The 26,982-nt window shown below is 39.3% G+C and carries 23 protein-coding genes; 9 read left to right on the top strand and 14 right to left on the bottom strand.

Annotation, left to right across the window (positions count from 1 at the left end; all coding sequences use genetic code 11):
* The first annotated feature begins 95 nt into the window (after window positions 1-95).
* The 4 genes from ruvX (at window position 96) to CWD91_RS17225 (ending at window position 4,369) form a co-directional block, all read left to right on the top strand.
* Window positions 96-509: a Holliday junction resolvase RuvX gene (ruvX, locus tag CWD91_RS17210; RefSeq protein ID WP_103442360.1), complete on the top strand. Its 414-nt coding sequence runs from the start codon at window positions 96-98 to the stop codon at window positions 507-509.
* A gap of 1 nt (window position 510) precedes the next feature.
* Window positions 511-1,101, top strand: coding sequence for a peptide deformylase (def, locus tag CWD91_RS17215; RefSeq protein ID WP_103442216.1), 591 nt, complete (start codon window positions 511-513; stop codon window positions 1,099-1,101).
* Window positions 1,102-1,158: 57 nt separating this feature from the next.
* Window positions 1,159-1,587, top strand: a complete 429-nt coding sequence (locus CWD91_RS17220) for a DUF5606 family protein (protein ID WP_103442217.1) — start codon at window positions 1,159-1,161, stop codon at window positions 1,585-1,587.
* Window positions 1,588-1,789: 202 nt separating this feature from the next.
* On the top strand, window positions 1,790-4,369 hold the full coding sequence (locus CWD91_RS17225) for a carboxylesterase family protein (RefSeq protein WP_239985830.1): 2,580 nt from the start codon (window positions 1,790-1,792) through the stop codon (window positions 4,367-4,369).
* Between the two features lie 78 nt (window positions 4,370-4,447).
* On the opposite strand, the gene CWD91_RS17230 is transcribed toward CWD91_RS17225, so the two are convergent.
* The 5 genes from CWD91_RS17230 to CWD91_RS17250 all read right to left on the bottom strand — a co-directional run bounded on the left by CWD91_RS17230 (window position 4,448) and on the right by CWD91_RS17250 (window position 10,633).
* Entirely contained in the window at window positions 4,448-5,953 is a 1,506-nt protein-coding gene (locus CWD91_RS17230) for a S10 family peptidase (protein ID WP_103442219.1), read from the bottom strand.
* Window positions 5,954-6,061: 108 nt separating this feature from the next.
* Complete coding sequence (locus CWD91_RS17235) at window positions 6,062-7,681, bottom strand: family 20 glycosylhydrolase (protein WP_103442220.1); 1,620 nt, start codon at window positions 7,679-7,681, stop codon at window positions 6,062-6,064.
* 46 nt (window positions 7,682-7,727) lie between these two features.
* The gene (locus CWD91_RS17240) at window positions 7,728-8,378 is read right to left on the bottom strand and encodes a GDSL-type esterase/lipase family protein (protein ID WP_103442221.1); all 651 of its coding nucleotides are present in this window, start codon (window positions 8,376-8,378) and stop codon (window positions 7,728-7,730) included.
* A 106-nt stretch (window positions 8,379-8,484) separates the two neighbouring features.
* A complete protein-coding gene (locus CWD91_RS17245) occupies window positions 8,485-9,372 on the bottom strand; it encodes an alpha/beta hydrolase (protein ID WP_239985833.1) in 888 nt (295 codons plus the stop codon).
* A 10-nt stretch (window positions 9,373-9,382) separates the two neighbouring features.
* Window positions 9,383-10,633, bottom strand: a complete 1,251-nt coding sequence (locus tag CWD91_RS17250) for a serine hydrolase domain-containing protein (RefSeq protein ID WP_103442222.1) — start codon at window positions 10,631-10,633, stop codon at window positions 9,383-9,385.
* Window positions 10,634-10,746: 113 nt separating this feature from the next.
* Here CWD91_RS17250 and CWD91_RS17255 point away from each other — a divergent pair, with 113 nt between their 5' ends.
* On the top strand, window positions 10,747-12,957 hold the full coding sequence (locus CWD91_RS17255; protein ID WP_103442223.1) for a DUF5916 domain-containing protein: 2,211 nt from the start codon (window positions 10,747-10,749) through the stop codon (window positions 12,955-12,957).
* 22 nt (window positions 12,958-12,979) lie between these two features.
* Here CWD91_RS17255 and CWD91_RS17260 read toward each other — a convergent pair whose 3' ends face one another.
* The 4 genes from CWD91_RS17260 to CWD91_RS17275 form a co-directional block, all read right to left on the bottom strand.
* The gene (locus CWD91_RS17260; RefSeq protein WP_239985835.1) at window positions 12,980-13,303 is read right to left on the bottom strand and encodes an EthD family reductase; all 324 of its coding nucleotides are present in this window, start codon (window positions 13,301-13,303) and stop codon (window positions 12,980-12,982) included.
* A 128-nt stretch (window positions 13,304-13,431) separates the two neighbouring features.
* Window positions 13,432-14,406 carry an SMP-30/gluconolactonase/LRE family protein gene (locus CWD91_RS17265; RefSeq protein WP_239985836.1) on the bottom strand — a complete coding sequence of 325 codons (975 nt, stop codon included), beginning with the start codon at window positions 14,404-14,406 and terminating at the stop codon, window positions 13,432-13,434.
* Window positions 14,384-15,424: a DUF3500 domain-containing protein gene (locus CWD91_RS17270; protein WP_103442224.1), complete on the bottom strand. Its 1,041-nt coding sequence runs from the start codon at window positions 15,422-15,424 to the stop codon at window positions 14,384-14,386. The genes CWD91_RS17265 and CWD91_RS17270 overlap by 23 nt, the downstream gene beginning before the upstream one ends.
* 46 nt (window positions 15,425-15,470) lie before the next feature.
* A complete protein-coding gene (locus CWD91_RS17275) occupies window positions 15,471-16,961 on the bottom strand; it encodes a TolB family protein (RefSeq protein ID WP_103442225.1) in 1,491 nt (496 codons plus the stop codon).
* 105 nt (window positions 16,962-17,066) lie between these two features.
* On the opposite strand from CWD91_RS17275, the gene mazG reads away from it, so the two are divergent.
* A complete protein-coding gene (mazG, locus tag CWD91_RS17280) occupies window positions 17,067-17,840 on the top strand; it encodes a nucleoside triphosphate pyrophosphohydrolase (RefSeq protein ID WP_103442226.1) in 774 nt (257 codons plus the stop codon).
* An 82-nt stretch (window positions 17,841-17,922) separates the two neighbouring features.
* Here mazG and CWD91_RS17285 read toward each other — a convergent pair whose 3' ends face one another.
* Window positions 17,923-20,529, bottom strand: coding sequence for a PAS domain S-box protein (locus CWD91_RS17285; RefSeq protein ID WP_103442227.1), 2,607 nt, complete (start codon window positions 20,527-20,529; stop codon window positions 17,923-17,925).
* Window positions 20,530-20,923: 394 nt separating this feature from the next.
* Here CWD91_RS17285 and CWD91_RS17290 point away from each other — a divergent pair, with 394 nt between their 5' ends.
* From CWD91_RS17290 to CWD91_RS17300, 3 genes are all read left to right on the top strand, one after another.
* On the top strand, window positions 20,924-22,288 hold the full coding sequence (locus CWD91_RS17290) for an MATE family efflux transporter (RefSeq protein ID WP_103442228.1): 1,365 nt from the start codon (window positions 20,924-20,926) through the stop codon (window positions 22,286-22,288).
* A gap of 97 nt (window positions 22,289-22,385) precedes the next feature.
* Window positions 22,386-22,613, top strand: a complete 228-nt coding sequence (locus CWD91_RS17295; protein ID WP_103442229.1) for a hypothetical protein — start codon at window positions 22,386-22,388, stop codon at window positions 22,611-22,613.
* A gap of 3 nt (window positions 22,614-22,616) precedes the next feature.
* Window positions 22,617-23,186 (top strand): phosphatase PAP2 family protein, encoded by a 570-nt coding sequence (locus CWD91_RS17300; RefSeq protein WP_103442230.1) that lies wholly within the window; start codon window positions 22,617-22,619, stop codon window positions 23,184-23,186.
* A 61-nt stretch (window positions 23,187-23,247) separates the two neighbouring features.
* Here the strand turns inward: CWD91_RS17300 and CWD91_RS17305 are convergent, their stop codons facing one another.
* The 4 genes from CWD91_RS17305 to CWD91_RS17320 are packed head-to-tail and all read right to left on the bottom strand — an operon-like array spanning window position 23,248 to window position 26,901.
* Window positions 23,248-23,928, bottom strand: a complete 681-nt coding sequence (locus CWD91_RS17305; RefSeq protein ID WP_239985837.1) for a hypothetical protein — start codon at window positions 23,926-23,928, stop codon at window positions 23,248-23,250.
* The gene (locus CWD91_RS17310) at window positions 23,925-25,568 is read right to left on the bottom strand and encodes an ArnT family glycosyltransferase (RefSeq protein WP_239985839.1); all 1,644 of its coding nucleotides are present in this window, start codon (window positions 25,566-25,568) and stop codon (window positions 23,925-23,927) included. The genes CWD91_RS17305 and CWD91_RS17310 overlap by 4 nt, the downstream gene beginning before the upstream one ends.
* Window positions 25,549-26,187: a lipid-A-disaccharide synthase N-terminal domain-containing protein gene (locus tag CWD91_RS17315; protein ID WP_103442232.1), complete on the bottom strand. Its 639-nt coding sequence runs from the start codon at window positions 26,185-26,187 to the stop codon at window positions 25,549-25,551. Before CWD91_RS17315 ends, CWD91_RS17310 begins: the two co-directional genes overlap by 20 nt.
* Complete coding sequence (locus tag CWD91_RS17320) at window positions 26,188-26,901, bottom strand: glycosyltransferase family 2 protein (RefSeq protein ID WP_103442233.1); 714 nt, start codon at window positions 26,899-26,901, stop codon at window positions 26,188-26,190.
* Between the last annotated feature and the right edge of the window lie 81 nt (window positions 26,902-26,982).

Raw genomic sequence — 26,982 nt, forward strand, 5'->3', positions numbered from 1 at the left:
AATTCAAATTTTAGCAAATATAAGTGCTAGTAGGTAATTAACCTTTTGTTTTTGCACATATAACAATTTATCTCTTATTTTTGCAAAAAATTTATGTGGGAAGGATTGTAGCATTGGATTATGGGAAGGTGAGAACGGGAATAGCTGTAACGGACGAGTTGCAATTAATAGCCTCTGGCCTAACCACTGTTGAGACAAAGCAACTTTTGAATTTCCTTAGAAAGTATGTTGAAGAGGAGAAAGTTGAAAGATTCGTGATTGGCGAGCCAAAGCAAATGAATAATCTTCCTTCCGAATCCGAGGAATTAATTAAGCCCTTTTTGAGAACTTTACAAGGTGTTTTTCCGAAGATACCGGTAGAGCGACAGGACGAGCGATTTACCTCTAAAATGGCGTTTCAGACCATGATAGACAGTGGCCTTAATAAAAAGCAAAGAAGGGATAAGGCTTTAGTTGATGAAATTAGTGCCACCATAATCCTTCAGGCATATTTAAATAGAAAACAATAGTATGATATTACCTATAGTTGCATATGGAGATCCGGTACTCCGGAAAGTAGCGGATAATATAGATAAGGATTATCCAAAATTGGAAGAACTATTATCCAGCATGTGGGATACCATGTATAATGCCAATGGGGTAGGTTTGGCTGCACCCCAAATAGGACTTCCCATTAGGTTGTTTTTAGTGGATACCACTCCATTTTCGGATGACGAAGACCTTACAGAGGAAGAACAAAATGCACTTAAAGGGTTTAAGAAAGTTTTTATTAATGCCCAAATAAAGGAAGAAACGGGTACGGAATGGGCTTTTAATGAAGGATGTCTTAGCATTCCCGATGTAAGGGAAGACGTTTCCAGAAAGGATACCATAACCATTTCCTATATGGACGAGAGTTTTAAATCCTATACGGAAACTTTTGATGGTCTTTTGGCAAGGGTGATTCAACATGAATATGACCATATAGAGGGAATATTGTTTACCGATAAATTATCCTCTTTAAAAAAGAGACTATTAAAAGGCAGGTTGACCAATATTTCCAAGGGAAAGATAAAGGTGGAATACAGAATGCGTTTTCCCAACATGAAAAAAGCACGTTAAAACAATTTCTATTATAAACAAAAAGTAGCATATTTGCGGCTGAAATTAAAATAACAGATGAGTTTAAATAAAATATTATCAATTGCAGGTAAACCAGGTCTTTTTAAGTTGTTAACTCAGACGCGTTCGGGTTTTGTTGCCGAATCCCTGTTGGATGGTAAGAAAGTTACCGTTAGTTTTAAGAACAACGTAAGTGTCTTATCTGAGATTGCAATTTATACCTTGGAAGAGGAAGTTCCTTTAAAAGAGGTGTTTGAAAAGATCAAGGCAAAGGAAGAGGGTGGAAAAACCGCGGTCAGTCATAAGGATGATAAAATAAAACTTGAAGAATACTTGTTCGAGGTACTTCCCAACTATGATGAGGATAGGGTATATGCCAGTGATATAAAAAAGATCGTTCAGTGGTACAATTTGCTACATGAGCACGGTATTACAGAGTATGCCGATGTGGAAGAAACTGAAGAAGCTTCCAAGGAAAAGGAATAGATTTTATATGTGCAAAATATTGGACCTTCGTTTACGAAGGTTTTTTTTTGCCTTATTTTAAGTTCAAGGCTCAAGAATTGAGGAGCCTTTATATGAAAATAACTCTTCATTTAGCTTCGGTAGGTTGTTGTTGGTCTAAATTCTTGTGTTAGGGCAAACTAATTATGGAAATTAATGTTTTAATTCCTTAATCAATTTTTTCATGATGAATTTATGTAAGAAAAGTGCTTTAGTTTTGGCGATGGTACTTGTTATCCCTTCCTGTCTTATTGGTCAACAACGTACCGGAAATATAGTAGAATATTTTGGCAAGGAAAAGGTTGAGGATATTCATGAAGGAAAAGTGATTCATGTATTTAACAAAGCTCTAGTCTTGACCATTCCGAGTTTCGGTTTTGAGTCGTCAACATTTCCCGTTGACCCGGTATTTGACCAATTCCTAATGAATCCAACAAAGAATGTCTCAAATGGAGAAGTATTCGATATTGATTATTTGGGACAGGAATTAAAATGGAGTGAAATAAAGGTAGACAGTACCAATAGCTTTTCGGGTAGGGATCTACGATCAGGGTATGTATATCTAACCTATAGTTCAGGATCCGAAAAAACGGTTTTATTTGAAGCTTCGGGACATTCGTTGGCATCCATTAACGGATATCCTTATGAAGGCGATCACTATGATTTTGGCTGGAACCTTATCCCTTTAAAATTACAAAAAGGGAATAATGTTTTCGTGTTGAAGGTTGGCCGTTTTTCTAGGATAAGGGCGCGATTATTAGAGCCCAAAACCACAGTTCAATTTACTACTCGCGACTTAACTGTTCCAGACCTCTTAATAGAGGAAAATAAGGATTATAAGGCTGCTATTAGAGTTGTAAATGCTACTGAAAATTGGGTAAAGGATTATGCTATAGTGGCTAAGGTCAATGAAAAGGAACTTACGACAGTGGTTTCCGATATTCCACCTTTTTCAGTGTATAAAATTCCTTTTTCCATTCCATCTACAACCTTGGATTCCACTTACGAACATGTGAATGTCGATTTACAGTTGAAACAAAAGAATGGACAATTGGTTTCCAATGAAACTTTATCCTTAAATGTGAAATCCAAATTTAAACATCATAAGAGAACCTTTATAAGTAATATTGATAACAGTGTACAGTATTACAGTGTAGCCCCGGACAAAAGCGGAAAGGCTGAAGGTGCTGCACTATTTCTTTCGGTACACGGGGCATCCGTGGAAGCTGTGAACCAGGCTAATGCCTATAAGCAAAAGGATTGGGGAAACTTGGTTGCTCCAACGAACAGGCGACCGTTTGGATTTGCTTGGGAAGATTGGGGGCGAATGGATGCAATGGAAGTATTGGCAGATAGCAAAAAACTTTTTAAACCGGACAATAGTAAAATTTACCTAACCGGACATTCCATGGGCGGGCATGGCACATGGTATTTAGGTGCGACCTACCCCGACCATTTTGCGGCAATAGCGCCCTGTGCCGGATATCCTGATTTGTTGTTGTACAGAGGGGGGCGTTCCGAGAGAATTGCTGAACTTACCGAGGAGCAAAGAACCCGATATGGAATTACACCCAAAATGTTCGAGCGAATGACAGCAGAGGTGGTTCCTACGGCGGTCGAAAACATTATAGAAAGAGCTGGTACGCCCAGTAGGACTTTGAAATTAATTCGAAATTATCTACACCACGGAGTGTACGTGCTACATGGTGAAAAGGATAATGTAGTTCCTACATCCATTGCCCGTGATATGAGGGAGCGATTGGGTACATTTCACCCTGATTTCACCTATTACGAATATCCAGGAGGAACGCATTGGTATGGGGACCATAGTGTAGATTGGGAACCAATTTTTAACCTCTTTGAAAAACGGACCATTCCAGAGGTCCAGGACATTAAAAAATTGGAGTTCAGTACGGGTTCACCTGGAGTATCTTCTTCTTCCCATTTTATTTCCATACACCAACAACAAGTTCCTTTTGAGGTTAGTTCCTTTGACTTCACATGGGACCCCGATTTTAAGGTAGACACCAAAAATGTGTCCTTACTGGAAATAGATCTCTCCCAATTGCCGGGCGAAATCAAGGGTATTGAACTAAACGGTAAAGAAATTAGCATTTCATCCAAAGAAAAAACATTTTTTAAGGTAATGGATGGGGAATGGAAAATTGTATCCAATCCCTCTATGGAAGAAAAAGGTCCACATAGGAATGGAGGGTTTAAGGATGCCTTTAGAAACGATGTGGCCTTTGTTTATGCTACCAAAGGGTCACAGGCCGAGAATGACTGGTACTATAATAAGGCTAGGTTCGATGCTGATACTTTCTGGTACAAGGCCAATGGCAATATTGAATTGGTTGCTGATATTGACTTCTCCGCCAAGGAATACCCAAATAGAAATATTGTGGTCTACGGTAATAAAAATAATAATGCCGCATGGGATAAATTATTAAAGGATAGTCCGGTCCAAGTATTCAATAATAAATTAAATTTCGGAAGTAGAAGTATCAGTGGCGGCAATTGGGGCCTGTATTTTATAGTTCCTAGGGCTGATAGTGACGTGGCCAGTGTTGGTGTGGTAACTGCTACGGGACTTCTGGGAATGAAAGCGGCCTATGCCAACCATTATTTGGTGAACGGAACTACATTTCCAGATTTAATGCTTTTTGACGAAACTGTTTTGGACCAAGGAACTTCTGCCGTAAAGTGTGCAGGATTTTTTGGTAATGATTGGTCCATTGAAAATGGCGATTTTGAATGGAAATAGGACATAGTCGTCCTAATACATAATGCTTCAGCCCATTTAAAATTAAATGGGTTTATTATTTGGACGACTTTTTGCCTTTTATTTTGATGCGTTTAGTATAAACTGGGAAACGTCTTTCTTGAATTTTTCCATCGAAGGTTTGTGGGTATACATCATATGGCCCGCCTCATAATATTCCATCGTAATGTTATCCTTGATTTCTTTCGTAAGGCCCAAGTGGTTGATGCTATGTTCCACTCCATAGAAAACCGTGGCCAGGTCGTATATGCCGTTCAGTACAAGAACTTTCATGTTGGGATCTCGAGAAAGTGCCGTGGCCATATCAATTCCGGTATTAATTGCCGCCGAAGTGCCCCACCGTTCATTTCCTTTATGGGTCCAATCCCATTTAAATCCATCCCTTCGGCCCGCTGTGATGGAGTACAATAAATTTTTATTCACTTTTAAGTCGCCGTAAAAATAATCTAAAAACCCGCTTATATATGCAGGGGAAATAGCCAAACTTTGAGGGTCATGGCTTCCTTCCTGGGATAATAGATCTTGATTTATTCCCGTAAATCTGGAATCCAATCTTCCTACTATTTCACCATTTTCCCGTAAAAATTCAGCAAAAAATTCAGAGGCATCTACCCTTAGATCTGCTTTTAGCCAGTAATCTGTATTTGTGCCGGTATAGTAAGCCAGTTTCGAGGCAATGTTGGCTTTTTCATTTTCGGAAATCTGATCTCCTTTAAACAGGGCGGGGGTGTACTCATTTTCGGTAAAGGATCTTACGGTCTTTAGGTACTCAAATACATTTTCCGGTTTGTCGGCTATTTTATTATGATACCATGCCGTAGCGGCATAGGTAGGAAAATGAACTATATACGGCAAGTCGTCATTGGGAGGGAATAGTAAGGTCCTAAGGTCAAACACTGCAGAGACCATTATAACACCGTTCATGGCAACACCCTGGTTCAATAGGGTATTCATTAAGCCAGCGTTCCTAAAGGTCCCATAGCTTTCTCCCAAGAGGAATTTGGGACTGTTCATGCGGTCATTGTGGATTAGAAATTGTGTGATGAATAGGGAAAGGCTCCTGATATCCTGGTCTACCCCCCAAAAGTCCTTAAACTTGGCTTTTCCTATAGGTATGCTTAGACCAGTACCTACGGGATCTAACATTACAAGATCGGCAACATCAAGGATGGAGTAGTTGTTGTTCACAATTTTATAGGGAGCGGCCGGTGTTGATTTTGGGTCGTCCACTACGATTCTCTTGGGTCCTAAAATGCCCATATGTAGCCAAAAGGAAGATGATCCGGGGCCTCCGTTAAAGGCAAAAACTATAGGTCGCCTTTGTGTAGCCAACCCTCTTTTGGAGTCCCTTGCGTAATAAGTAAAGCCCATTAATGCAATGGGTTTGTTGGTTTCGTCCTTTAGCTCAAATGTTCCAGCCTTTGCGGTTAAATAGATGGTGTTTCCGTTTATGGTAACACTTTGCATGGTAGTGGCTACCTCAGCTTTGGGTATGGAATCATTTTCTATATTGGGATAGCAAACTTGCCCCAATAGCAGGGTAATAACTAGAGTAAGAGTTTTCATTGGTTTAGTATTTATATTACGTTAAATAGCTAAACAGGTCGAAAATGATAAATAGGGCTTTACAATATATAAAATATTAAGTTTCCAATCCCAAGGCTTTTTATAGGATTAGTCTTTTTGAATTGTTTTGTAGGTATACTTGCTTTTTTTCCATTCAATCAATTCGGAAGGATAGTATTTTACATTCATTTTATCCAAATACGGTGCCTGATTTCCTAACCTTACCTTATAATTTTCCCAATTTCTGTTTTCTTCGGTACTCCAACTAAGTTCCGAATAACCGATCATTCTGGGAAAAGCCAAATACTCCAATTCATCCATATTGCTAACTGTCTCGGACCATAAAGGCGCTTCCACACCCAAGATATTTTCTTTACTAATGCCTCGGACATATCTTTCAGGGGTCCATACATAGCCGGTATCCACTGGGATATATCCTGCCCAATGAAGACCGTACTTGGAAAGGGTGTCATATTGCATATCCAAATAGGCTTTTTTACCTGGGGATAAAATGACTTTTAAGCCTTTTTCAACAGCTATTTTGGCATTTTCTTCGTTGGCCCAAAATTGTGCAATGGCAGTGGTATCTACATCAGCGTGCACGATTTCGTCCCAACCTATCATTCTTTTGCCATATTTCTTGACTATTTTGTCCACTTTGGAAACAAAATGAATAAAATCTTTTTTCTTGGTAACATGGCTTTCATCACCACCAGCATGAAAATAGGGGCCAGGGGTAATCGCGGATATCTCCCTCACTACGTCATCAATAAAGGCATAAACAGTGTCTTTATTGGCATCAAAAGTGCTGAACCCCACTTGGGTTCCCGTATAAAGTTTGGGTGTTTTTCCATTCCCATTTAGAATGGGATAGGCCACAGATGCTGCATTGGTGTGGCCTGGCATATCTACCTCGGGGACAATGGTTATAAAATGTTTGGCAGCATAGGTAACAATATCCTTGTAGTCTTCCTGGGTGTAAAATCCGCCAGGACCACCACCTACTTCTGTACTGCCTCCAATCTCTGTAAGTTTGGGCCAGGATTTAATCTCTATGCGCCAGCCCTGATCATCGGTAAGATGCAAATGAAGCGTATTAATTTTATAATAGGCCAATATATCAATATACTTTTTCACATCCTCTACACTAAAAAAGTGTCTTGCTACATCCAACATAGATCCCCTATATTCAAAATTGGGATTGTCCGTAATTTTACCGGTTGGAATCAACCACATTTTATTTTCTGATAGGGTATCGTTACTTATTTCCGGAATAATTTGTCTTAAGGTCTGAACACCCCTAAAGGCCCCTTCAGCTGTCTTTGCGTTAAGGATTATTGAATCTTGGGTAATATATAAATCGTAACCCTCCTTTGAAGAAATAGCGGTACTATCGGACTGGTTGATAAAGATTATACGCTCCGTCGAGGTATTGGTTGTTGAATTAACAGCTAGGTCCAAATCAGTATGCCATTTTATCTTTTCCGACAAGAACTCCCCAACCTCTGTAAAACCAGCGGTATTTTGAGAGGTATAGATGACAGTATTTCTATCCAACCCAAAAGCGCTATTGGTTGCCACAATCTTTAGGGGTCTTGGAATTAAATTTTCTGAGGACAAATCCGTCGTAGGAAAGTTAATGACCTTCTTTTTTTCCTGTTGACAAGCAATAAAAGCGGAAAATACAGCTAGAACAACTAATGATTTGATAAGAATGGATTTTTTCATTGAAATTGAATGTGTTAGAGTTTTATGGGCTTAGGGTTAATTAGCATTAATTCATATAGGGTTGGATGACGGAATACCACAAATCATACCCCTTACTGTTCATATGAAGTCCATCACCGAGAAATATATCCTGTCTTACTTTCTTGTTCTCCATCATTACATCCCATACATTGGCATATTCCAGGTCACCTTCTTTTTCACATAGTTTCTTAAAGTGCCTGTTTAATTTTTTATATTTCCTTTTTAAATGCCATCGGGATATACTGGGTTTGGCGGCAATGATTACAATTTGGGTCATGCTATCCCTTTCCCTAACTTTATCGATAATTTTACGGGTGTTGTCAATAATTTCCCTTGTTTTTTTTTTGGAAGCAATATCATTATCGCCCTCGTAGATAAAAACCTTTTTTGGGTTATACCGTAAAATAAGCTCGTTGTAAAAGTGTAATAGATCTGAAGACTGGGAGCCACCGAAGCCTGAGTTGATAATTTGGCGGTCCGGGAACATCGTCTCTAGGTCTTTCCACATTCTTATGCTTGAACTCCCTGTAAACACTATGGTTTCCTTGGAAGAATCCCAAAGGGTGTCATACTTTTGTTGTATAGCCATCACCTCATTTTGGAATGCCGGGGCTTTCTGACCGTAACCAATGGCCGTAAAAAATAAGATTAAAAATATTCGTTTTTTCAATTTCATTTAAATAGGAGGTTAATTTATAATTTTTATCACTTCCATCAAATAATTTTCGACAGGTAACATAATGCTCTCGCTGTTGGTTACAACAACCTTGATCGGTCTCTCCTTAAGGTTGCTGGGAGGTTACCACAATTTTCTCGGCCAAGGACCATTCGTAAAAACGCGATATCCAATTGTCCGAGGGTAAGCCTTGGGTTTTCATACCAAAACCATGCCCTCCCTTGGAGTACATATGTATTGCTGCACTCTTTCCCGACTTTGACCAGGCCGAATATAGATCTATACTCTCATGAGCTAGGTCGTATTGGTCGTCGGAAGCGCAAATAATCAACATTGGTGGTGCGTCCTGGGGAACGTTGTAGGTGCCTAAAACTGTCATCCAAGGATATACAGGCACTATAAAATCTGGTCTATTGGCTTTAGTGTAATTAAAAGTAACGCCCATGGTTACTGCACCACCAGCGGAAAAGCCCATAAATCCTATTCTATCAGGGTCTATTCCCAATACCTTTGCATTGCTCCTAACATAGTCCATTGCATTTAAACCATCCGAAGTAGCCAGTTCCAGGACATTTGCTACTTTTTTTGTCATTGCCGAAGAAGCATTCTGATCATCCTTGGTTTCATTCTGGAGTACCGTGTCATTTTCTGGCAATAATCTGTATTTGAGGACAAATGCCGTAATTCCCTTGGTGTTCAACCACTTTGCTACATCCACACCTTCACTGTTGATGCTCAATACCCGAAGTCCACCACCAGGTGCTATAATAACGGAGGTTCCCGTATTTAGGGAAGGTGCCGCTCTAAATATTTGCAGGGTTGGCGTAGAAACATTGGAAATCAATTCGGTTTGCCATTGTTCGGAATAAGTAGATTTTTCACCCCCTTGCCATATTAATTCGGTTTTGTTCTCATGTGGTAGTATAACAATTTCCTGCGAAAATATCATTTGGGATATTGGAAAGGCAAGAAGAAAAAGGATGAAATTTTTCATGGATAAGGGCTTAGTATTCTGTTATAAGGGATTGGTAGACCATCTGTCTCATTTTTTCGCCATAATAATTGCTGTAAGGTTGGAGTTGACTCATTAGGATTACAATGAGTTCTTCCTTTGGGTCTATAAAGAAATAGGTGCAGTAGGCACCACTCCAATAATATTGGCCTGTAGACCCCAGGGATTTACTTGCGGCTACATCGGTAGTTACGCCAAAGCCCAATCCAAAACCTTGTCCCGGGGCTTCGTATAGGTCACCAACCTGGTTCATGGTCATAATATCCACAGTTTTGGGACTTAGTAGATGTTTTCCTTTAAATTCACCCTTGTTAAGTAACATTTGGCAGAATTTCATATAGTCGAGGGCACTGGAAAAAAGCCCATGGGTACCCCCATAAATGGTATTGCCGTCTATTGGCAATTGGGAATCGGAATTGACCAGCTTTCCTTGTTTGTCCAAATTGTGGACGGGCATCCATCGGGCCTTATCTTCTTTGGAAATATTATAGCCGGTATCGTTCATTTCCAAGGGGTCAAATATCCTTAGCTTTAAAAATTCGGAAGTGGTCATACCGGAAAAATGTTCAATGAGCAAAGACAAGACATCAGGGGACGCACTGTAATACCATTGTTCCCCAGGGTGACCTACCAATGGCAGTTTTAACATGGCATTTACCCTACTTTCTATATCCTTATGCGGTTCGGAGTAAAGTGCTTTGGCAATTTCGTTGTCCAATTTTGTGCCACCCAGACCATGTGAAAATCCCGCCGTGTGGGTCAGAAGATGGGAAATGGTAATTTCCTTATTGGCCGGTTCGGTTTCTCCGCTTGCACCTTGATTAACATCCTTGACCACCCTTAGGTTCTTGAACTGGGGTAGATATTTGGAGACCGGATCCGTTAGGAAAAAATATCCCTCTTCATACAACATCATAAACGCTGCGGTTACGATGGGCTTTGTCATGGACATGATATGGAACAATTGATTTTGTTGTATAGGTGTTTTAGCATTCAAACTACTGTATCCATAAGCCACCTCGTGTACAATTTCTCCCTTCCGCATAATATATGAAACAGCCCCAGGAATTTTTCCTTCATCAATTTCATTTTCTAAAAATGCATCATATCTCTTTAATCTTTCCTTATCAACACCCGATATTGTCACGCTCGGGAGTTCCTTGGAGGCTGATTGCCCATTGACAGGGCCAACTAGAAATAATAGCAGGATTAAAAATGTGGGTAATAGTTTTAAATTTTTCATGTTACATATTGATTGTTGATTTAAAGATAAGATTTTAAAAGTTTTCTGATAACTACTTAATTGTTATTATATTAGTGTAGTCATCCAAACCAATACCAACAAACCACAATTAGATGTTCAAACCTAAATTCGTTGTTGTTCTTTTCTCATTTATTCTTTTTTGGAGCGAGGGATATTCCCAAACCACGGATTTAGATAATGATACTTCCCACCGGCCAACCGCTATGGCAATTCCCATAGAAACTGATCCCTTGATCGACGGCAATGTGTTAAAGGATGAGGTTTGGCAAAAAATAAAACCGTTTGGTGGCTTGCTGCAAAATCAACCTAATTTTGGGCAAGCCGCCAGTGAACGTACCGAGATAAGGATTGCTTACACCGAGCATACTTTTTATTTGGCCGTAGTTTGCTATGATTCAGATCCAGATGGCTTGGTGGTATCAGATGCCAGAAGGGATGCTTCCCTGGATAATACGGATGCATTTCTTTTCATAGTGGACACTTATAAGGATAATCAGAACGGTTTTATTTTTGGCACCAATTCCTTGGGTGTTGAATATGATGCCCAGGTAGACAATGAGGGCCAGGGCAACCAGAATACAAACAGACAACAAGGAGGAACTATTGGTGGGTTTAATCTAAACTGGGACGGTTCTTGGAAGGTCAGGACCTCAGTTCATTCCGAAGGATGGAGTGCAGAATTCGCCATCCCTTTGCGCACCTTAAGATTTCAGGCCGGGAAGGATTGGGGCATTAATTTTCGAAGAAATATCAGAAAGACCAATGAAATTGTATATTGGTCGCCCATGCCTATTGGATTTAATTTAAATAGGCTCTCTTTGGCAGGCACGCTCACAGGGCTGGATTTAAAAACGCCTAGAAATTTAAAGGTAATTCCCTATGTTTTGGGCCAGTTGGCAAAAGATTTTGAGTCCAATGACCCTAAGGCAAAATTTACCCCGGAAGTGGGCGGGGATATAAAATTTAGTATTACACCCAGCCTAACATTGGACCTTACCTATAATACCGATTTTGCCCAGGTTGAGGTAGATGAGCAGCAAGTAAATTTGGATCGTTTTAATTTGTTCTTTCCGGAAAAGCGGCCATTCTTTTTGGAGAATGCGGGTTTGTTCAGTGTTGGGAGCCCTGGGGAAGTAGACCTATTCTTTAGCAGGCGAATTGGAATTGGGGACGATGGAAATATCGTACCAATAATTGGTGGAGCTAGATTATCCGGCAAATTGGACCGCACCAATATAGGGCTTTTGACCATGTTTACGGATGAGGTTGAAGATGCTGGGATAAATAAGAATAATTTTACAGTGGCCAGGGTAAACCATGAATTTAAGGGTCGGTCTGCCTTGGGCGCAGCATTTATAAATCGCTCAGGAATTGGTATCGAAGATGATTTTAACAGTACCATTGCAGTTGATGGCAAACTTGGCCTGGGACGTAAGGCTAGGATGACAGGATTCTATGCCCAAACCAATGGACCAATGGATACCATTAATGAACATTCATTTAGGGTGAAAACAGATTACGTATGGAATAGTTGGGAAGTAGGAGCAGGGTATACCGAGGTTGGCGAAGGCTTTAATCCCGAAGTTGGATTTTTGCAGCGCTCCGCTTTCAGGAAACCTGAGGCCCGCGTCCTATATCACTATAGGCCAAAAAATGAAAACTCGGTTATATTGGAATTAAGGCCTCATATTTCCTATAACAGTTTTTGGAATTTTGAAGGCTTTCAGGAAACTAGCTATACACATATTGACAACCATTGGGAATTTAAAAGTGGGATGGAAATCCATACTGGCTTAAACCTTACCACAGAAGGGGTTTTGGATCCTTTCGAAATTTCGGAAGGAATTACCGTGCTGCCAGGAACCTATAGGCATTCGGAATCCCAATTGGTTTTCTTCACCAATAAGAGCAATCCGGTTTCGGTAAATGTACGTTCCGTAATTGGTGGCTCCTTTGGGGGTAAACGTTATCAACAAAGTGGAACTTTGAGCATCAGGTTGGGGGATAAATTTAATTCAGATTTTATTTATCTCTACAACAATTATCAATTGCCTGTCGGGGATTTTACCGCGAATATTTTCCGAAGCCAAATAACCTATTCCTTTAGGCCAAATCTGTACGTTCAGAGTTTGGTTCAAAACAATTCAGCCAATGAACTGTGGGCAGTTAATTTGCGATTGGGTTGGTTGCAACGTGCCAATACCGGCCTATTTGTGGTCTATAATTATAATGTTCGCGAAGGCGACCCCTTAAATAATAGTATTATTATTAAATATAGTCGCATGTTCGATTTGATCAACTAGCACGGAGTACTATCCTCACCACTTATAACATTACCTCACTAATTTGAACAATAGGTTCTATATTGGTGTAATTTGGAAGATCACCCATAATTTTTTCCGCATTCGGACCGAAGGAATTCTGAAAAGAATCCATAGATTCAAAGTATAAATTTCCCATAGCGGCATAAGTTGCCGATGAACCAGGGTTAGCTCCTCCAAGACCTTTCTCAACGGTTGCAGCCTTAACAGAATCCCCTAATAATTCTCCAACCAGGCGTACATGTTGGTTACAATAATAGTCCATATCAAATTTTTTGCCTTCTCCGTTAGGATACAAAACACTAACTTTAATCATTCCTTTTTCCATGATAATGAGTTTTAATTATTTTTTTCTTTAGTATCTAAAGCCCCCCTTTTTGTTTAGAGTTTCTGCCTAAATGTGTCTTTATAGTCTAGGCTATAAGTTTACGGTAAACACCTTTATTAAATGAGGTTTTATCTAATTCCTTTTACATTCATCTCCAAGGCATACAATGCCGTCATTGCGGTAATAAATAGGGTTTTTTGGTTTTTTCCTCCAAAGGTTACATTGGCTGTCCAATTCTGATCTATGGGAATTTGTAAAATTTGTTTCCCTAGAGGATCAAACACGGTAACTCCATCCCCTGTAAGGTATACATTGCCTAGGTTGTCCATGGTCATTCCATCCGAACCCATATTGGCAAATAGGGTTTTGTTGCTTAAGCTGGCATCCGGATTTATGGTATAGGAATAGGTTTTTTTATCTCCAATGTCAGCAACGTATAAAAGCGTGCCGTCTTTACTGCCAATAATGCCATTGGGCTTTACGTAGTCCTCGGCCACAATAACAATATTCTTTTGATCGGGAGTAAGGTAGTAAACACGTTGTTTTTCTATTTCCTGTTCAGTTCGCGTCCAATATGGACGTTTATAAAAAGGGTCCGTAAAATATATACCACCTTTGGGGTCTACCCATAGGTCGTTGGGGCCGTTTAATTTTTTGCCTTCAAAATCATCAATCAAGACTGTGACATTTTTTTGGGAATCTATTCGCCACAGTTGATTTTTATCATCGGCACAGGCCAAGAGATTTCCTTGGTGGTCAAAGTAGAGTCCGTTGGATCGCCCTGATGGTTCCATATATACAGCTACCGCTTTATCTTTAGCAGACCATTTAATGATACGGTCATTGGGCTGGTCGGTAAAATATACATCTCCGTTGGGAGCTACAGCCGGACCTTCAGTAAAAGTATAATCGGTGGCTACCAATTGTACTTTGGCATCCTTGGCAATTATTGATGTATGTAGTGATTTGCAGGATACCGAAATCAGAATAGGAAGTACTAAAAACAATTTTATAACTTTTTTCATCCACTTATTATAAGGCGTAGAACATAAGGAGGTATAAAGGTCTAATTCTTTAAAATCAATGTTTGTGGTCCTTTTCATAGTGCTTTTTTAATAAATCTTCCCCGTAATCATTGGTAAGGTCTCTAACAACGGTATGCACGTGATTGGCATCGTTCTGGGTATTGTCGTATTCGATAAGTAGGGTAGGACCCTGAAGTCGGAAGTAATGTCCCTTTCCGGGCACTAAGCTTCCGGACCAGGCAAAATTTAAATTCTCCATTCCTGCCTTGTCTATTTTGTCCTTAAATCCTGAGGCGAAATCGCTTTCATAATTTTCAATATAAAGGTCTAGTAGTTCCATCAAAGTATTCTTCTGGATTTGGGACAAATCGGAATAGGAGATTCCCATAGGCTCTACTGGTTCCGCCTTTCTTTTGGTTAGGGATATAATATCGCCCGGGGCAACATCAGAATATAAAGCAGTATTTAACTGCTCTTGTGTCATGGAGTTTATAAGTGAAAAGCCTAGTTCGGCCTCTTTTTTTAGTACTTCTTTGCCCTTGTATTCCGTGCTACGGACAATGCCTGGGTTAGTTCCATAAAAGGTTGGGGTTGAGGAGCCAATGACACCATGGGTGGAAGTAAAATTTAAGGAAAGATGGTGGCCTTCAAATCGCCACCCCCATAGTTTGTCCATGGATGGGGTGCCAAAAATAGAAAAGTGATAATTTAGCGGATCACGTCTTGGTCTGCCATCTGGCATTTTATCGGCATCATTATTTTCAATGATCCTTAGTACTTTTTCCAGTTCCATAATTTCTTGGGACTTGCGAAAACCTTCCTCACTCAAAGAGGCTCTCAGCAAGTCAAGCGCCGCTATTTTTTGTACTTCATTAAAATCATGGAAGGTTGCTCCCTTTCGTGGAATGGGGACATAATTCATGTTAAAACGTTCGGAATCTTCCAAGTCAAATAGGGTTTTGGATTTTACTTCCTCTGATAAACTATTAATAAAAGTATTGGCCTTTTGCAACAGGTTCTGAGCAGGTAGCATTCCAAAAAGGAATAGTAATAAAGAGGTGCATATTATGTTTTTTAAGGTCATTTTAGGTTTCATTTGTTCGGTTTTATTTTTAATTATCTATGGTTTAAATAAGTGAATTTTATTTTAAACGATAACTGACGAATGCCAAACGGCTGCTATCTGGCGACCAAGAGGGCACATTAATGGTGCCCTGTCCACCAAATAATTTGGCGATAGTTATAATTTCCCTGGTCTGAAGATCCATTAATCGAAGCATTACGTCTTTGTTGGGGGGATGCATGTCAGCTGGAACTTCTGGTTCAAAGGAAATATAAGCCAACCATTTTCCGTCCGGGGACGGATGGGCAAACCAATCATGGTACTCATCTGAGCCAAGTTGTTCCTGTTCACTTCCGTTAGTCTTCATACGCCATATCTGCATAGTTCCGGTTCGGGCAGAATTAAAGTAGATGTATTGTCCATCCGGAGAGTAATCCGGTCCGTCGTCAAGCCCTTCTGCGGTTGTCAATCTAGTTTCTTCGCCCCCTGTAACAGGAATGGTGTAAATGTCATAATTGCCATTGCGTTCTGCGCAATAGGCCAAGGTTTGACCATCAGGGGACCATCCATGCCAATAGGAAGGGCCATTGGAGGTTATTTTTTTAGGCACCCCACCTTCTATAGGAAGTGTATAGATCAATGACTTTCCGGTTTCTGTCTGATCACTTATAACGAACGTCTTACCATCCGGTGAAACGCCGTGGTCATTGTTGATTCTTTTTGCAAAATCTGTGGGAATTAATTTGGGATTCCCCCCTTCAATAGGAATTTGGTATAGTAGCCCCATACTGTTGTATATCAAATCTTTACCATCCGGTGTCCAATTTGGTGCATCCAAGCGTTTTTCAGATTGTAGTACAACTTTTCTGTCCAAAGTGGCTATCGGGATAATTTCCAGTGTGCTTTCCAATTTTTTTAGCGAGTCTGGCTTTGCTTCCAATTTTTCCAGTACAACCTTGGAGAATTTGGCGGTTTCCACTGCATCATTGTTATGGGAACAAACGCCAAGCCCTATATAGAAAGGAGCTTTAAACGGTACTTTTATGGCGCTCCCCGATGTTTTTAATTCACCATCCGCATTGGCAAGGGACATATAGAGATAGTCGCCTAGCTTATCAATTCTTAGTCGTTTGGGAGATTTGATGTTCGACTGCAGCTCCCTAGTAATATCCCCATTCACTTCCCTATATTGGATTGCGGTCATGCCATCGCCATGAATGGCCACATCGGCATAGGCCGAGCCCGGTTCCAGGTTTTGGCGGATAATTAAACAAGCTTTTCTATGTGGGTCAACTCCTTTGCCCAAAAATTCAATATCGGCAGCCAGGGCAACATCCCCGGACATTTTTTTCCAAACATAATGTAGCTGATCATTATTAAACCACATGTTGGTCCCACTGGCAGAAATGGTATAAGTACTATCATTGGGATTGAATTCCAGTGACCCCTTATGTTTTACTGCACCAATATCACCATGGTCTTGAAATATTCCCATATCCTGATAAATTGCCCATGACATGAGTATGGATCCAATAATGACTAGTGATAATATAATTCTTTTATGGTTCATTTTGGTTTGGTCCGATAAGTAAGGAACTAAAGTTAGCTAAAAAACTCGGAACACAGGATAGTTGAAACCATACATACTTTGTATTTTTGTTCAAAAGTCAGCCTTATGAATTCTCGGGAATCCCAATTACAAGCCTTTGATCGTCTACTCACCATTATGGATGAATTGCGAGCTCAATGTCCGTGGGACAAAAAGCAAACAATGCAATCACTTCGTCATTTAACCATTGAAGAAACCTATGAATTGGGAGATGCTATATTGGACAATGATTTGGAGGAAATTAAAAAGGAATTGGGCGATGTACTATTGCACATTGTATTTTACGCTAAAATTGGAAGTGAAACCAACAACTTTGATATGGCCGACGTTGCCAATGATATCTGTGACAAGCTCATTAATAGGCATCCACATATTTATGGAGATGTTGTGGTAAAAAATGAAGAAGAGGTTAAGCAGAATTGGGAAAAAATAAAACTGAAGGAAGGTAAAAAAAGTGTTTTGGAAGGAGTACCCAATGGACTTCCCGCACTTGTAAAGGCCAATCGTATACAAGATAAGGTAGCGGGCGTAGGGTTCGATTGGGAAAAACCTGAACAGGTATGGGAAAAAGTACAGGAAGAGCTGGAGGAATTCCAAGAAGAGGTTAAAGATGGGAATTTGGATGCCATGGAGGCCGAGTTTGGGGATGTGTTGTTTTCTATGGTAAATTATGCGCGTTTTTTGAATATTAATCCTGAAAATGCACTTGAACGCACCAATAAGAAGTTTATAAAAAGATTTCAATATTTGGAAAACAAAGCCAAGGAAAGTGGAAAGGCCTTAAAAGATATGACACTAGGGGAAATGGATATTTTTTGGGAGGAAGCCAAGACCATTTAATTATTACCTGGACACTGTTTTTCAATTTATAGAATCAACCTCCCTTCTGATCTTATTATTTGTGTTTAAGGATAACAATTAATCAAAAAATCACCGAAAACGTAGATCCTTCTCCCACTTTACTGGATGCCGAAATGGAACCTCCCATTGCTTCAATCTGTATTTTGGTCATATAAAGTCCGACCCCCTTAGCTTCAGGGTGGCTGTGGAATACCTTGTTCAATCCAAATAATTTATGACCGTGTTTTTCCATATTTATACCTAGACCGTTATCGGTCACCTCTAATATTGCTTTACCACCTTCAATTTTGGATTCGACGTTAATTTCCGGGGTTCTATCTTTGGATTTGTATTTAATGGCATTGGAAATCAAATTAAGAAAAATGCTATCAAGATATATGTCGTTGTAAACCACCGTAGGCGCCTTTGAGAAATCACTTTTTATTTGGGCACCGGACTGAGTGATCTGACTCGATATTATTTCCAAGGTTTTGGTCAATGTTTTATTAAATGATAATTCTTGAGTTACTTTAGTACTTTGATCCGTGGTCTGGATTACTTCAACCAAAGTATTTAAGGTAGAGGAGAGGTGGTCTATTACAATTTCAAATTTTTCAAATAATTGGCTTCGTTCCTGCTCACCTTTAGCATCTTTATAAAAGCTAGATAAGGTTTGAAGGTTGGCTACTGGTGACCTTAAATTATGAGAGGTTATGTGTGCAAAATCGGCCAATTGGTGGTTTTGTTTCGTAAGTTTTTTAGTGAGTTCTTCAAGGTTTTCGTTTGCTTCAATTAATTTTTTACGATTATTGACCCTTTCAGAAATGTCCGTTGCAACCCCTAAAAATCCGTTTATCTCTCCATTCTTGCCCTTAATGGCAGTGGTAGTTAATTGTACTGGAAAATGTGATCCGTCTTTACGCACATAGGTCCACTCAATGGATTCAAAACTATCGCGCCTTGCATGCTCAACAAAAACATCGAAGCCGCTAATGGTTTTTCCAAATAATTCTGACAACTTCTTCCCATGTTTTTCTACCTCTTCGCGCAGATGTATAATTTCCGGGGTCTTTTTTCCGATCATTTCGGAAGCTGAATATTGCAATAAGTTCTCGGCACCCTTATTAAAATGGGTAATTAATCCATTCATGTTGGTTCCTATAATGGAAATAGGGCTTACGTTAAAAATGGCAGAAAGTTCCCCATGGGCCTTGATAAGGGCATTTTCGGAAACTTTAATGTCATTGATATTATGGAAAACTCCATACAATCTTACACATTTACCATTTACCATTTCTGGCTGACCTATGGCACGAGCCCAACGACTATTTCCTTTAGCGGTTATCAATTCTACTTCCACATCATATGGGATTCCTTTTTCAATGGCATTTTCCACTGCTTCTTGAATCTTCTTTCTGTTTTCCCCTTCTTTAAAAAAGTTAATGGCTGTTTTAAGTTCGGGCACATAATCATGTGGCACTTCATGTATTTCGCAGGTTACTTTGCTCCAATTGATTATGCCGTTAATGGTATCAACTTCCCATGTGCCAATTCTTGCCACTTGGTTGGTTTTGTCCAAGATTTCCTCTGTACGGAGTTTATCCTTTTCCTTTTCCTTTATAGTGGTAATGTCCAAAGTGTAAATTAACAATCCACCAATTTGGTTTTCGGTAACATGCCATGGCCTTATGTCCCAAGAAAGCCACTGTACGTGGCCATCCGGCCATTTATACGCGGTTTCATCCTCGTGATGTATAGCGCCAGCGAGACAATCTTGATGAATCTTTTTCCATTGATCTTCAATTTCCGGAAAAATCTCGTAAAGGGATTTACCTATAATTTCTTTGTCATGTAGATCATAGTCGCTCCTCCAACGATCTGATGCTGCTAGGAACCTCATATCATTATCTAGCATGGCCATGGCGCTGGGTGCCTGGTCAATAAAAATCTTATTGTATTCTTCCTTTACCTGCAGAGCGGCCTTCATGGAATTAACCTGTTTCATCTTTTCTTGTATCTCCTTATTGGAAGTTTCCAAGGAAGTATTGGCAAGCTGTAGGGAATTGGATTTTTTATTCAACTTCTTGATAACAGGTAAAAAGAAAATGACAAATTGACCAATGATTACCAATAAAACAATAATTGCAATAACATAAGTGATTCTGTCAAGTTCGGTGAGATTCTTCTCCGCTGTGTTTTGATATTCCAATACAATATTGTTCATACTTGTCAAAACCGGTGATTCCTCTTGTCTTATGGTATTTATACTGTGATACAGGATATCCGGATTATTGGGATTTTCGAGAATTTCAAGGGCGGCATTCAATAATTTAGTGGTACTTGGTCGTGCGGCAGCGAATAAGGCCTCAATTTTATCAGAATTGGGTAGGCCCCTGTTGGCCGAAATAAGGAAATTCTGATTTTTTTTCCATTCCGTGGTTAAAGTTTTTAGACTATCTAGATAAACCTTATCGGTTATAACGCCTTGGTCCAAGTTTAAAGCAAACACATGTTTCGAGATACGCTGACTAAGCATGCGTTGTCTTCCCGAGATGTTAATTAGACCTACATTCGAAGTCAGAATGTTGATTCTATTCTGAAATACTATGACGGCTATAATTACAATTAGAACAATGGTGGTAATAAAAAGGAGATATCTTTTTTTTGTAGATTTTTCAAGTCTTTCCATATGGGGGATATTTTTACACCTTTATATAGGTCGATGCTCAAAAAGAGTAAGTCGGGTAGTAATTATCCTTCAATAATCGTAACAAAAACCCAACAATATGCTCCTTGGCCCCATATTCATTGATGATTTTTCAATATAGGATATTTTTTTTGCATTATAAAATACATTTAGTGCACTATTGAGGTTTCATAAAAATATGTGGAGTAACAATTTTAAAATGTAAAACAGCTGGTTGGGTGATATTGGTAATACCTAATTATAATGTTTTGGGCAAGTAACTAATTTAACGGAATCTATTGCTAGTTGGTTTTGAATTGGATGGAATTAATTAAAAAAATCCATTGTTCTAAAACCAAAGCTAACCCTTATATTTGCCCCTTCAAATTATAGAATCTTGTTGCAGAAATATACAAAGGAGTTTCGATATAATTTATCCCTGTCATTTCCAGTTATTTTGGGAATGTTGGGGCATTCGTTTGTACAATTTGCCGATAATATTATGGTAGGCCAATTGGGAACGGCGGAATTGGCTGCGGTCTCCTTGGGAAACAGTTTTGTGTTCATAGCCATGTCCCTGGGCATAGGGTTTTCTACGGCCATTACTCCTTTGGTTGCAGAGGCTGACGGTGCGGGAAATGTTGCAGATGGAAAGAGCGCATTAAAACACGGACTGGTGTTATGTACTATACTGGGGTTTTCACTTTTTGGCATTATACTTTTGGCCAAGCCCTTGATGTTTCTTATGAAGCAACCTACAGAGGTGGTGGAATTGGCCATGCCTTATCTGGATTTAGTAGCATTTTCATTGGTTCCGTTAATAATATTTCAGGCATTTAAACAATTTTCTGAGGGATTATCTCAGACCAAGTACCCAATGTACGCGACGGTTATAGCCAACTTTGTAAATATCCTATTGAATTACCTACTTATTTTCGGTTCTTGGGGCTTTCCTAAAATGGGTATCGTAGGGGCCGCTTGGGGCACGTTGATTTCCCGAATCATAATGGTCATTTTTCTTTGGGTTTTGCTAAAGAACAAGAAGAAATTCCACGATTATGTTACCGGTTTTAATTTTAGAGCTATAGAGAAAAAGGTCATGAAGAAAATCATAGACCTGGGATTTCCCTCTGCCCTGCAAATGTTCTTTGAGGTGGCCATCTTTACAGCGGCTATTTGGATAAGTGGTGTATTGGGGAAAAATTCACAAGCGGCCAACCAAATAGCCCTTAATCTAAGTAGTATGACCTTTATGGTTGGCATGGGACTAGGTGTTGCTGCCATGATACGGGTAGGAAATCAGAAGGGATTGGGGAGTTTTAAAGACTTAAGGCGCATTGCACAATCTATTTTTCTGCTTACCCTTATCCTGGAAATTGTATTTGCCATTGTCTTTGTGTTATTAAAGGACTGGTTACCCACCATATATTTAGATCTTGGAGATGCCACCAATATGGCAGATAATACCGAGGTAGTACTAATTGCGGCACAATTAATTTTAGTAGCCGCGGTATTTCAAATTTCCGATGGTTTGCAAGTGGTGGTTCTGGGGGCCCTTAGGGGCATGCAGGATGTTAGGATACCTACCATGATTACTTTTGTCGCTTATTGGTTGATCGGATTTCCTATTAGTTTTTATCTTGGATTATACACTCCTTTACAGAGTAAGGGGATATGGATAGGCCTATTGGCCGGACTCACGGCATCGGCGATTATGTTGTATATTCGATTTAATTATTTGACCAAAAAATTGATCAAATAAAGGTTTGCAGGACATTAAGTCAAAAAAGTTAAAAGTTCGGGATCTCCCAGGAAAGCAAAATTTTTGGGATAGCGATAATTAGATAAAGAATTGTAATATGGATTTCCCAAAATTTTTATTAGGAGACAATACGGATTACCCAACTGCCATTTTTGTGGTACACACGGAGTACCCGAGATTCATCATCAATCTGGAAAATGACGAGGTAGAATGGTTGGAAGATTTCACCCAGGACGATGAAAAGGAATTGGAGGAGGAGGCCGAAAATTTAATTGAACAAGCTACGGCTTTTTATGACCGGGAAATTTCTCGATACGAAGAGTAAGTTATGATAGACCAATTGGTGCATTACGACAAGGAGTTGTTTCTGTTCCTAAACAATTTGGGCGCTTCCCAGTGGGACAGTTTTTGGCTTTTTATGACCAATAAGTTTAGCTCCGTTCCCCTTTATGGCTTATTGGCATTTTTCACCTATAGGGCCTACGGGCTAAAGCGTCTTTTAATGACCGTTGTTGCCATTGCATTGCTAATTTTGGTAACAGATCAATTGGCTAATTTTTTCAAGTATGGAGTACAGCGGTTAAGACCCTGTCATGATCCCTCAATAAATGGGCTGATGCGTTTGGTAAAAAGTTCCTGTGGGGGTAAATTCGGATATTTTTCCGCCCATGCCGCTAATTCTTTTGCGGTAGCTGTTTTCTTTTCCTACCTATTACGTCCAAAATATAGATATATCGGAATGTTTCTAATAGTTTGGGCCCTAGTTGTTGCCTATAGCAGGATTTATATAGGCGTGCATTTTCCGTTGGATGTGTTAACGGGGATAATTATTGGAACTTTTTTAGGAAGATTATTTCTGAATCTATTTATAAAGTTCACTGCCAAATACGATTATTGAACGAAAATTCTTGTCTTTGTTTAATTTGGACCTTCTTTGAGGATAAAGTCCAGATCCCTCTTTATACTGTTTGATCCTTATCGAATATTTCTTTGTTCAAAGGGCCTAGAAAAATCAAAAAAAAGATAGCCCCAAAGGCCAGTTCGTACACTTCCCATTTTCTGCTGGCCGGATTAAGGGCAACAAAAATAGTAATGACTAAAAAAGCTATAGTGTGGTGCCACTTTACAATAGGCACAGCAAGGGTATTGGCCAAATTCTTGAACCAATTAAATTTTCTAAAGAGGATAGGGGTTATTATGAGGTAAAGAAACATAACCAGAAACAATAACTGGCTGAAGATAATTTTATTTATTTTCTTTTCACCTACAACTAGGTTGTGTAAGTTGGTTTCGCCCTGGGCGTTATTTTCTATAAAAAACTCGCTCGATTCCACACCAAAAATTCGTTGTCCCCAAGATATTTCCTCACCTGCAGCAAAAAGGAATAAAACTACAAACAGGAATGTCCCCAGTTTCCATAACATTTTTTTTGTGGTCCACAAGCTGATCAGGTGGTATAGTGAAAGGACAAATATGCCAAAAAGCATTATGGCTGTGCCCCATTCGACCGGTCCATCTTCCTGTGCGTAATTAACATCAAAATATTCGTCGTCACAAAGTCCCAGGTATAGCCCTGTCAGGACTACAATGGCTAAAATACCATATCCTATTTTCTCAAATTTTGTAAAGATTTTCATCATCGTTTTTCAACTATATATAAATTACTTATCAAACGGTTTTTGTGTTCTTTGCTTCCTGGATCGGCATTGTAATTTAGGTCGTATACGGTCTTTAGTGTGAGCCTATATTCGGGGTCAAAGATACGTTTAAATTCATTTTCTTCGACTGGAATTACCAGAACTGCAAACTTTTCACCGTCGGGAATTATTATTTCCTCTTCCCCTTTGAGTACGGGGATTGCTGTACCGTAGTCCCAAATCATTTCAGGTGCAATTTCACCAAAGCAATAGGTGGCAATACCCTCTTGCAACATGGTTGAATTTAGGTGTGATATACTTTTATAATGAGAATTTTTATCCAAGGCTCCAAATAGCGGCAATGCCAAGGATTTTATGGCTCCCACCAAGGCAATGGTCAGCAAAAAGCAGATATAAAGTTGTTTTTTTCTCAATTGGACAAAAAGATAAATCCCTATGGTAAAAAGCACTATGGAAGATAGGGCATAATAGCCCCAAAACTCACCTAAGCCATCCTTCAAGATGAAGTAGGCCAAAAGGGGAAAAGCAATTCCTATGAGGCCGATCAATCCAAAATGAAAATAGACTGGTATCTTTTCTTTCCGAACAAAGGTGCTATTAAAATTGCTGATGACATATTCCATATAGAACCCCGTATTCAGAGCTAGGGGAATCAATACGGGAACAAGGTATCTTGCTTTTTTTTCCGGAATGATGGAAAGTAGAACTACTGAAAAAATCGTCCATAAAAAGGTGAACAGGTAAGATTTTTTGTCACTTACCCTATCCTTTAGATATGGATATATAAGACTGATCAAGGCCGGGATGGTCCAAATGCCACTCTGTATAAAAAAGCTCCAATAGTAATAGAAGGGCCGAACATTGTAACTGGACCAATTAGCAGTTTCTTTTTTGGTTATGGCCAAGAAGGCATTGGGATCGGCAAGGCGAACGTACAAGAACCACCAAATTCCAATAATACTGGCAACGACTACCAAGACAACCAAAGGGACATACTTCTTGTTAACTCCAAAGCCTCTATATTTAAATGCAAACCCATAGGCTAGTAGAAAGGGCAACAGGAGACCGTAAAGAGAAACCGGTCCCTTGCTCATGAAAGATAGGCCTATAAAAATTGCGGCAAGAAGACTGTTCTTCCATTTGTACACTGTCTGTACAAAAAAATTATACAAATAATAGATACCTGTCAGCATAAATCCATGGGTGTAAATATCCCAAGGTGCCTCAATGGTAATGACAATTATATAGAAAGAACTTAATAGAATAAGGGCATTTATAAGTGCATGTCTTTTATTGTTCAGTAATTGCAATGAAAATATATACCCAATATATCCCAGAAATAAAGCCATCAACATGGTCGGTAGCCTTAGTCCAGCACTATTTTCCAAGCCAAATATCAATCCAAAAATGGCGGTGATCCAACTTGGTAAGGGGGGTTTCTCATATCTAGGCAGTTCGTTCAAGGTGGTTAATAGCCAATTGCCTTCTGTAATCATTTCCCTTGCCGTAATAAAATTTCTGGCCTCCATTATAGTTACGGGAATGACATTTAAATGAAAGAGGAAAATGGAGATACCCGCAATGAAAATCAGCGTAATAGGATTATTTTTCAACCACATCATGAACTTCATTTTTAAGGATAAATAAATTTCTTAAATAAACGATCATACCTAATGTATGGCCTGCAAATAGGACGGGATCTTTTCTGAAAATGGCATAAGTGAGAATTAAGGATGCCCCAACCAAACTTAGGAGCCAAAAACCGAAAGGAAGGCTTGAGGTTTTCTTTTTCTCGGAATATATCCATTGATATACAAACCGAAAGGTGAAAATTATCTGGGCTATGCTGCCCAGCAATAGTAACCAAGTTGGGATATTTTCGTTTTGGAAGAAATTCCTTAGGTCGTAGGAATTGTTATTGTAACCATATACAATGATCATTATCGGAAAAATCCAGAGGAATACCCTAAAAGCTTTGGGTAATTTTTTCCATTCGCCCTGTAATTGGATGTTTCGTATATATATAAAATAGGTAATTGCCTGCCCTAACATTATGGCAAAATCATCACGAAGCCACCCGTACACGAACAGAAGAAAGGAGGCCAATAAACTGAGCTGCCAAAAAAGCCGAGGAGTAAGTACCTTTTTGTTTTTTTCGGATATAACCCATTGCACCACCATTCTACTGGAGAATAGTATTTGGGCAAGAAAGCCTATAGCATAAATCAACCAATTTGCCATTTATCCTATTTTCTCTACCTCGTAGTTAATATATTTTTTCTTCATCCATAAGTAGGCAAAACAATCCATTAGCGGACCCAATAATCTATTCCATAGACCAAACTTTGCTGTTCCGGCCATACGCGGAAAGTGTCTAATAGGTATTTGTACGATGCTACCATTTTGCAATAAGATCATGGCGGGTAAAAATCGATGTAAACCTTTAAACATCGGGATTCTTTTGGCGAAATCCGTTTTTATCACCTTTAAGGGACATCCCGTATCATCCATTCCGTCATGAGTAAAAGCTTTACGTATGCCATTGGCAATGGTAGAAGAGGCATTCTTAACAAAGGAATCCTTTCTATCTGCCCTTACCCCTGTCACAAGATCGTAATGGTCAATGTGTTCTAGGAGTAGGTTGAAATCTTCTGGTGAGGTCTGCAGATCGGAGTCTATATATCCTACTAAAGGTGTGTCTACATGGTCAAAACCAGCTTTTATGGCGGCACTAAGTCCTCTGTTTTTGGTAAATTTCACAAAACCAAAGGCTTCGTTTCTTTGGCAAATCGCCTCTATCAATTGTTGACTCTTATCCTTTGAACCATCGTTTACGAACAACACTTTGGCTTTCTTGGTGCATATTGGCAAGTACTCATTTAGCTCCTTTTCAACACGTTCCAAATTATCTTCTTCATTGTAGACAGGAATAATTATGGTGAATTCGTAATTCATTTTGTACAAGGATAAGTGCTTTTAGATCTAAAATTTAAAGATCCAAAGATAATCAACTTTGTTAACCTATGCTTCATTGGA

The sequence above is a fragment of the Arenibacter hampyeongensis genome (assembly GCF_002909255.1).
GTDB lineage: Bacteria > Bacteroidota > Bacteroidia > Flavobacteriales > Flavobacteriaceae > Arenibacter > Arenibacter hampyeongensis.

Excerpts from the sequence above, each read along its gene's own strand:
- def (WP_103442216.1), top strand. The coding sequence starts at position 511 with ATGATATTACCTATAGTTGCATATGGAGATCCGGTACTCCGGAAAGTA.
- CWD91_RS17220 (WP_103442217.1), top strand. The coding sequence starts at position 1,159 with ATGAGTTTAAATAAAATATTATCAATTGCAGGTAAACCAGGTCTTTTT.
- CWD91_RS17225 (WP_239985830.1), top strand. The coding sequence starts at position 1,790 with ATGATGAATTTATGTAAGAAAAGTGCTTTAGTTTTGGCGATGGTACTT.
- CWD91_RS17230 (WP_103442219.1), bottom strand. The coding sequence starts at position 5,953 with ATGAAAACTCTTACTCTAGTTATTACCCTGCTATTGGGGCAAGTTTGC.
- CWD91_RS17235 (WP_103442220.1), bottom strand. The coding sequence starts at position 7,681 with ATGAAAAAATCCATTCTTATCAAATCATTAGTTGTTCTAGCTGTATTT.
- CWD91_RS17240 (WP_103442221.1), bottom strand. The coding sequence starts at position 8,378 with ATGAAATTGAAAAAACGAATATTTTTAATCTTATTTTTTACGGCCATT.
- CWD91_RS17245 (WP_239985833.1), bottom strand. The coding sequence starts at position 9,372 with ATGAAAAATTTCATCCTTTTTCTTCTTGCCTTTCCAATATCCCAAATG.
- CWD91_RS17250 (WP_103442222.1), bottom strand. The coding sequence starts at position 10,633 with ATGAAAAATTTAAAACTATTACCCACATTTTTAATCCTGCTATTATTT.
- CWD91_RS17255 (WP_103442223.1), top strand. The coding sequence starts at position 10,747 with ATGTTCAAACCTAAATTCGTTGTTGTTCTTTTCTCATTTATTCTTTTT.
- CWD91_RS17260 (WP_239985835.1), bottom strand. The coding sequence starts at position 13,303 with ATGGAAAAAGGAATGATTAAAGTTAGTGTTTTGTATCCTAACGGAGAA.
- CWD91_RS17265 (WP_239985836.1), bottom strand. The coding sequence starts at position 14,406 with ATGAAAAGGACCACAAACATTGATTTTAAAGAATTAGACCTTTATACC.
- CWD91_RS17270 (WP_103442224.1), bottom strand. The coding sequence starts at position 15,424 with ATGAAACCTAAAATGACCTTAAAAAACATAATATGCACCTCTTTATTA.
- CWD91_RS17275 (WP_103442225.1), bottom strand. The coding sequence starts at position 16,961 with ATGAACCATAAAAGAATTATATTATCACTAGTCATTATTGGATCCATA.
- mazG (WP_103442226.1), top strand. The coding sequence starts at position 17,067 with ATGAATTCTCGGGAATCCCAATTACAAGCCTTTGATCGTCTACTCACC.
- CWD91_RS17285 (WP_103442227.1), bottom strand. The coding sequence starts at position 20,529 with ATGGAAAGACTTGAAAAATCTACAAAAAAAAGATATCTCCTTTTTATT.
- CWD91_RS17295 (WP_103442229.1), top strand. The coding sequence starts at position 22,386 with ATGGATTTCCCAAAATTTTTATTAGGAGACAATACGGATTACCCAACT.
- CWD91_RS17300 (WP_103442230.1), top strand. The coding sequence starts at position 22,617 with ATGATAGACCAATTGGTGCATTACGACAAGGAGTTGTTTCTGTTCCTA.
- CWD91_RS17305 (WP_239985837.1), bottom strand. The coding sequence starts at position 23,928 with ATGATGAAAATCTTTACAAAATTTGAGAAAATAGGATATGGTATTTTA.
- CWD91_RS17310 (WP_239985839.1), bottom strand. The coding sequence starts at position 25,568 with ATGATGTGGTTGAAAAATAATCCTATTACGCTGATTTTCATTGCGGGT.
- CWD91_RS17315 (WP_103442232.1), bottom strand. The coding sequence starts at position 26,187 with ATGGCAAATTGGTTGATTTATGCTATAGGCTTTCTTGCCCAAATACTA.
- CWD91_RS17320 (WP_103442233.1), bottom strand. The coding sequence starts at position 26,901 with ATGAATTACGAATTCACCATAATTATTCCTGTCTACAATGAAGAAGAT.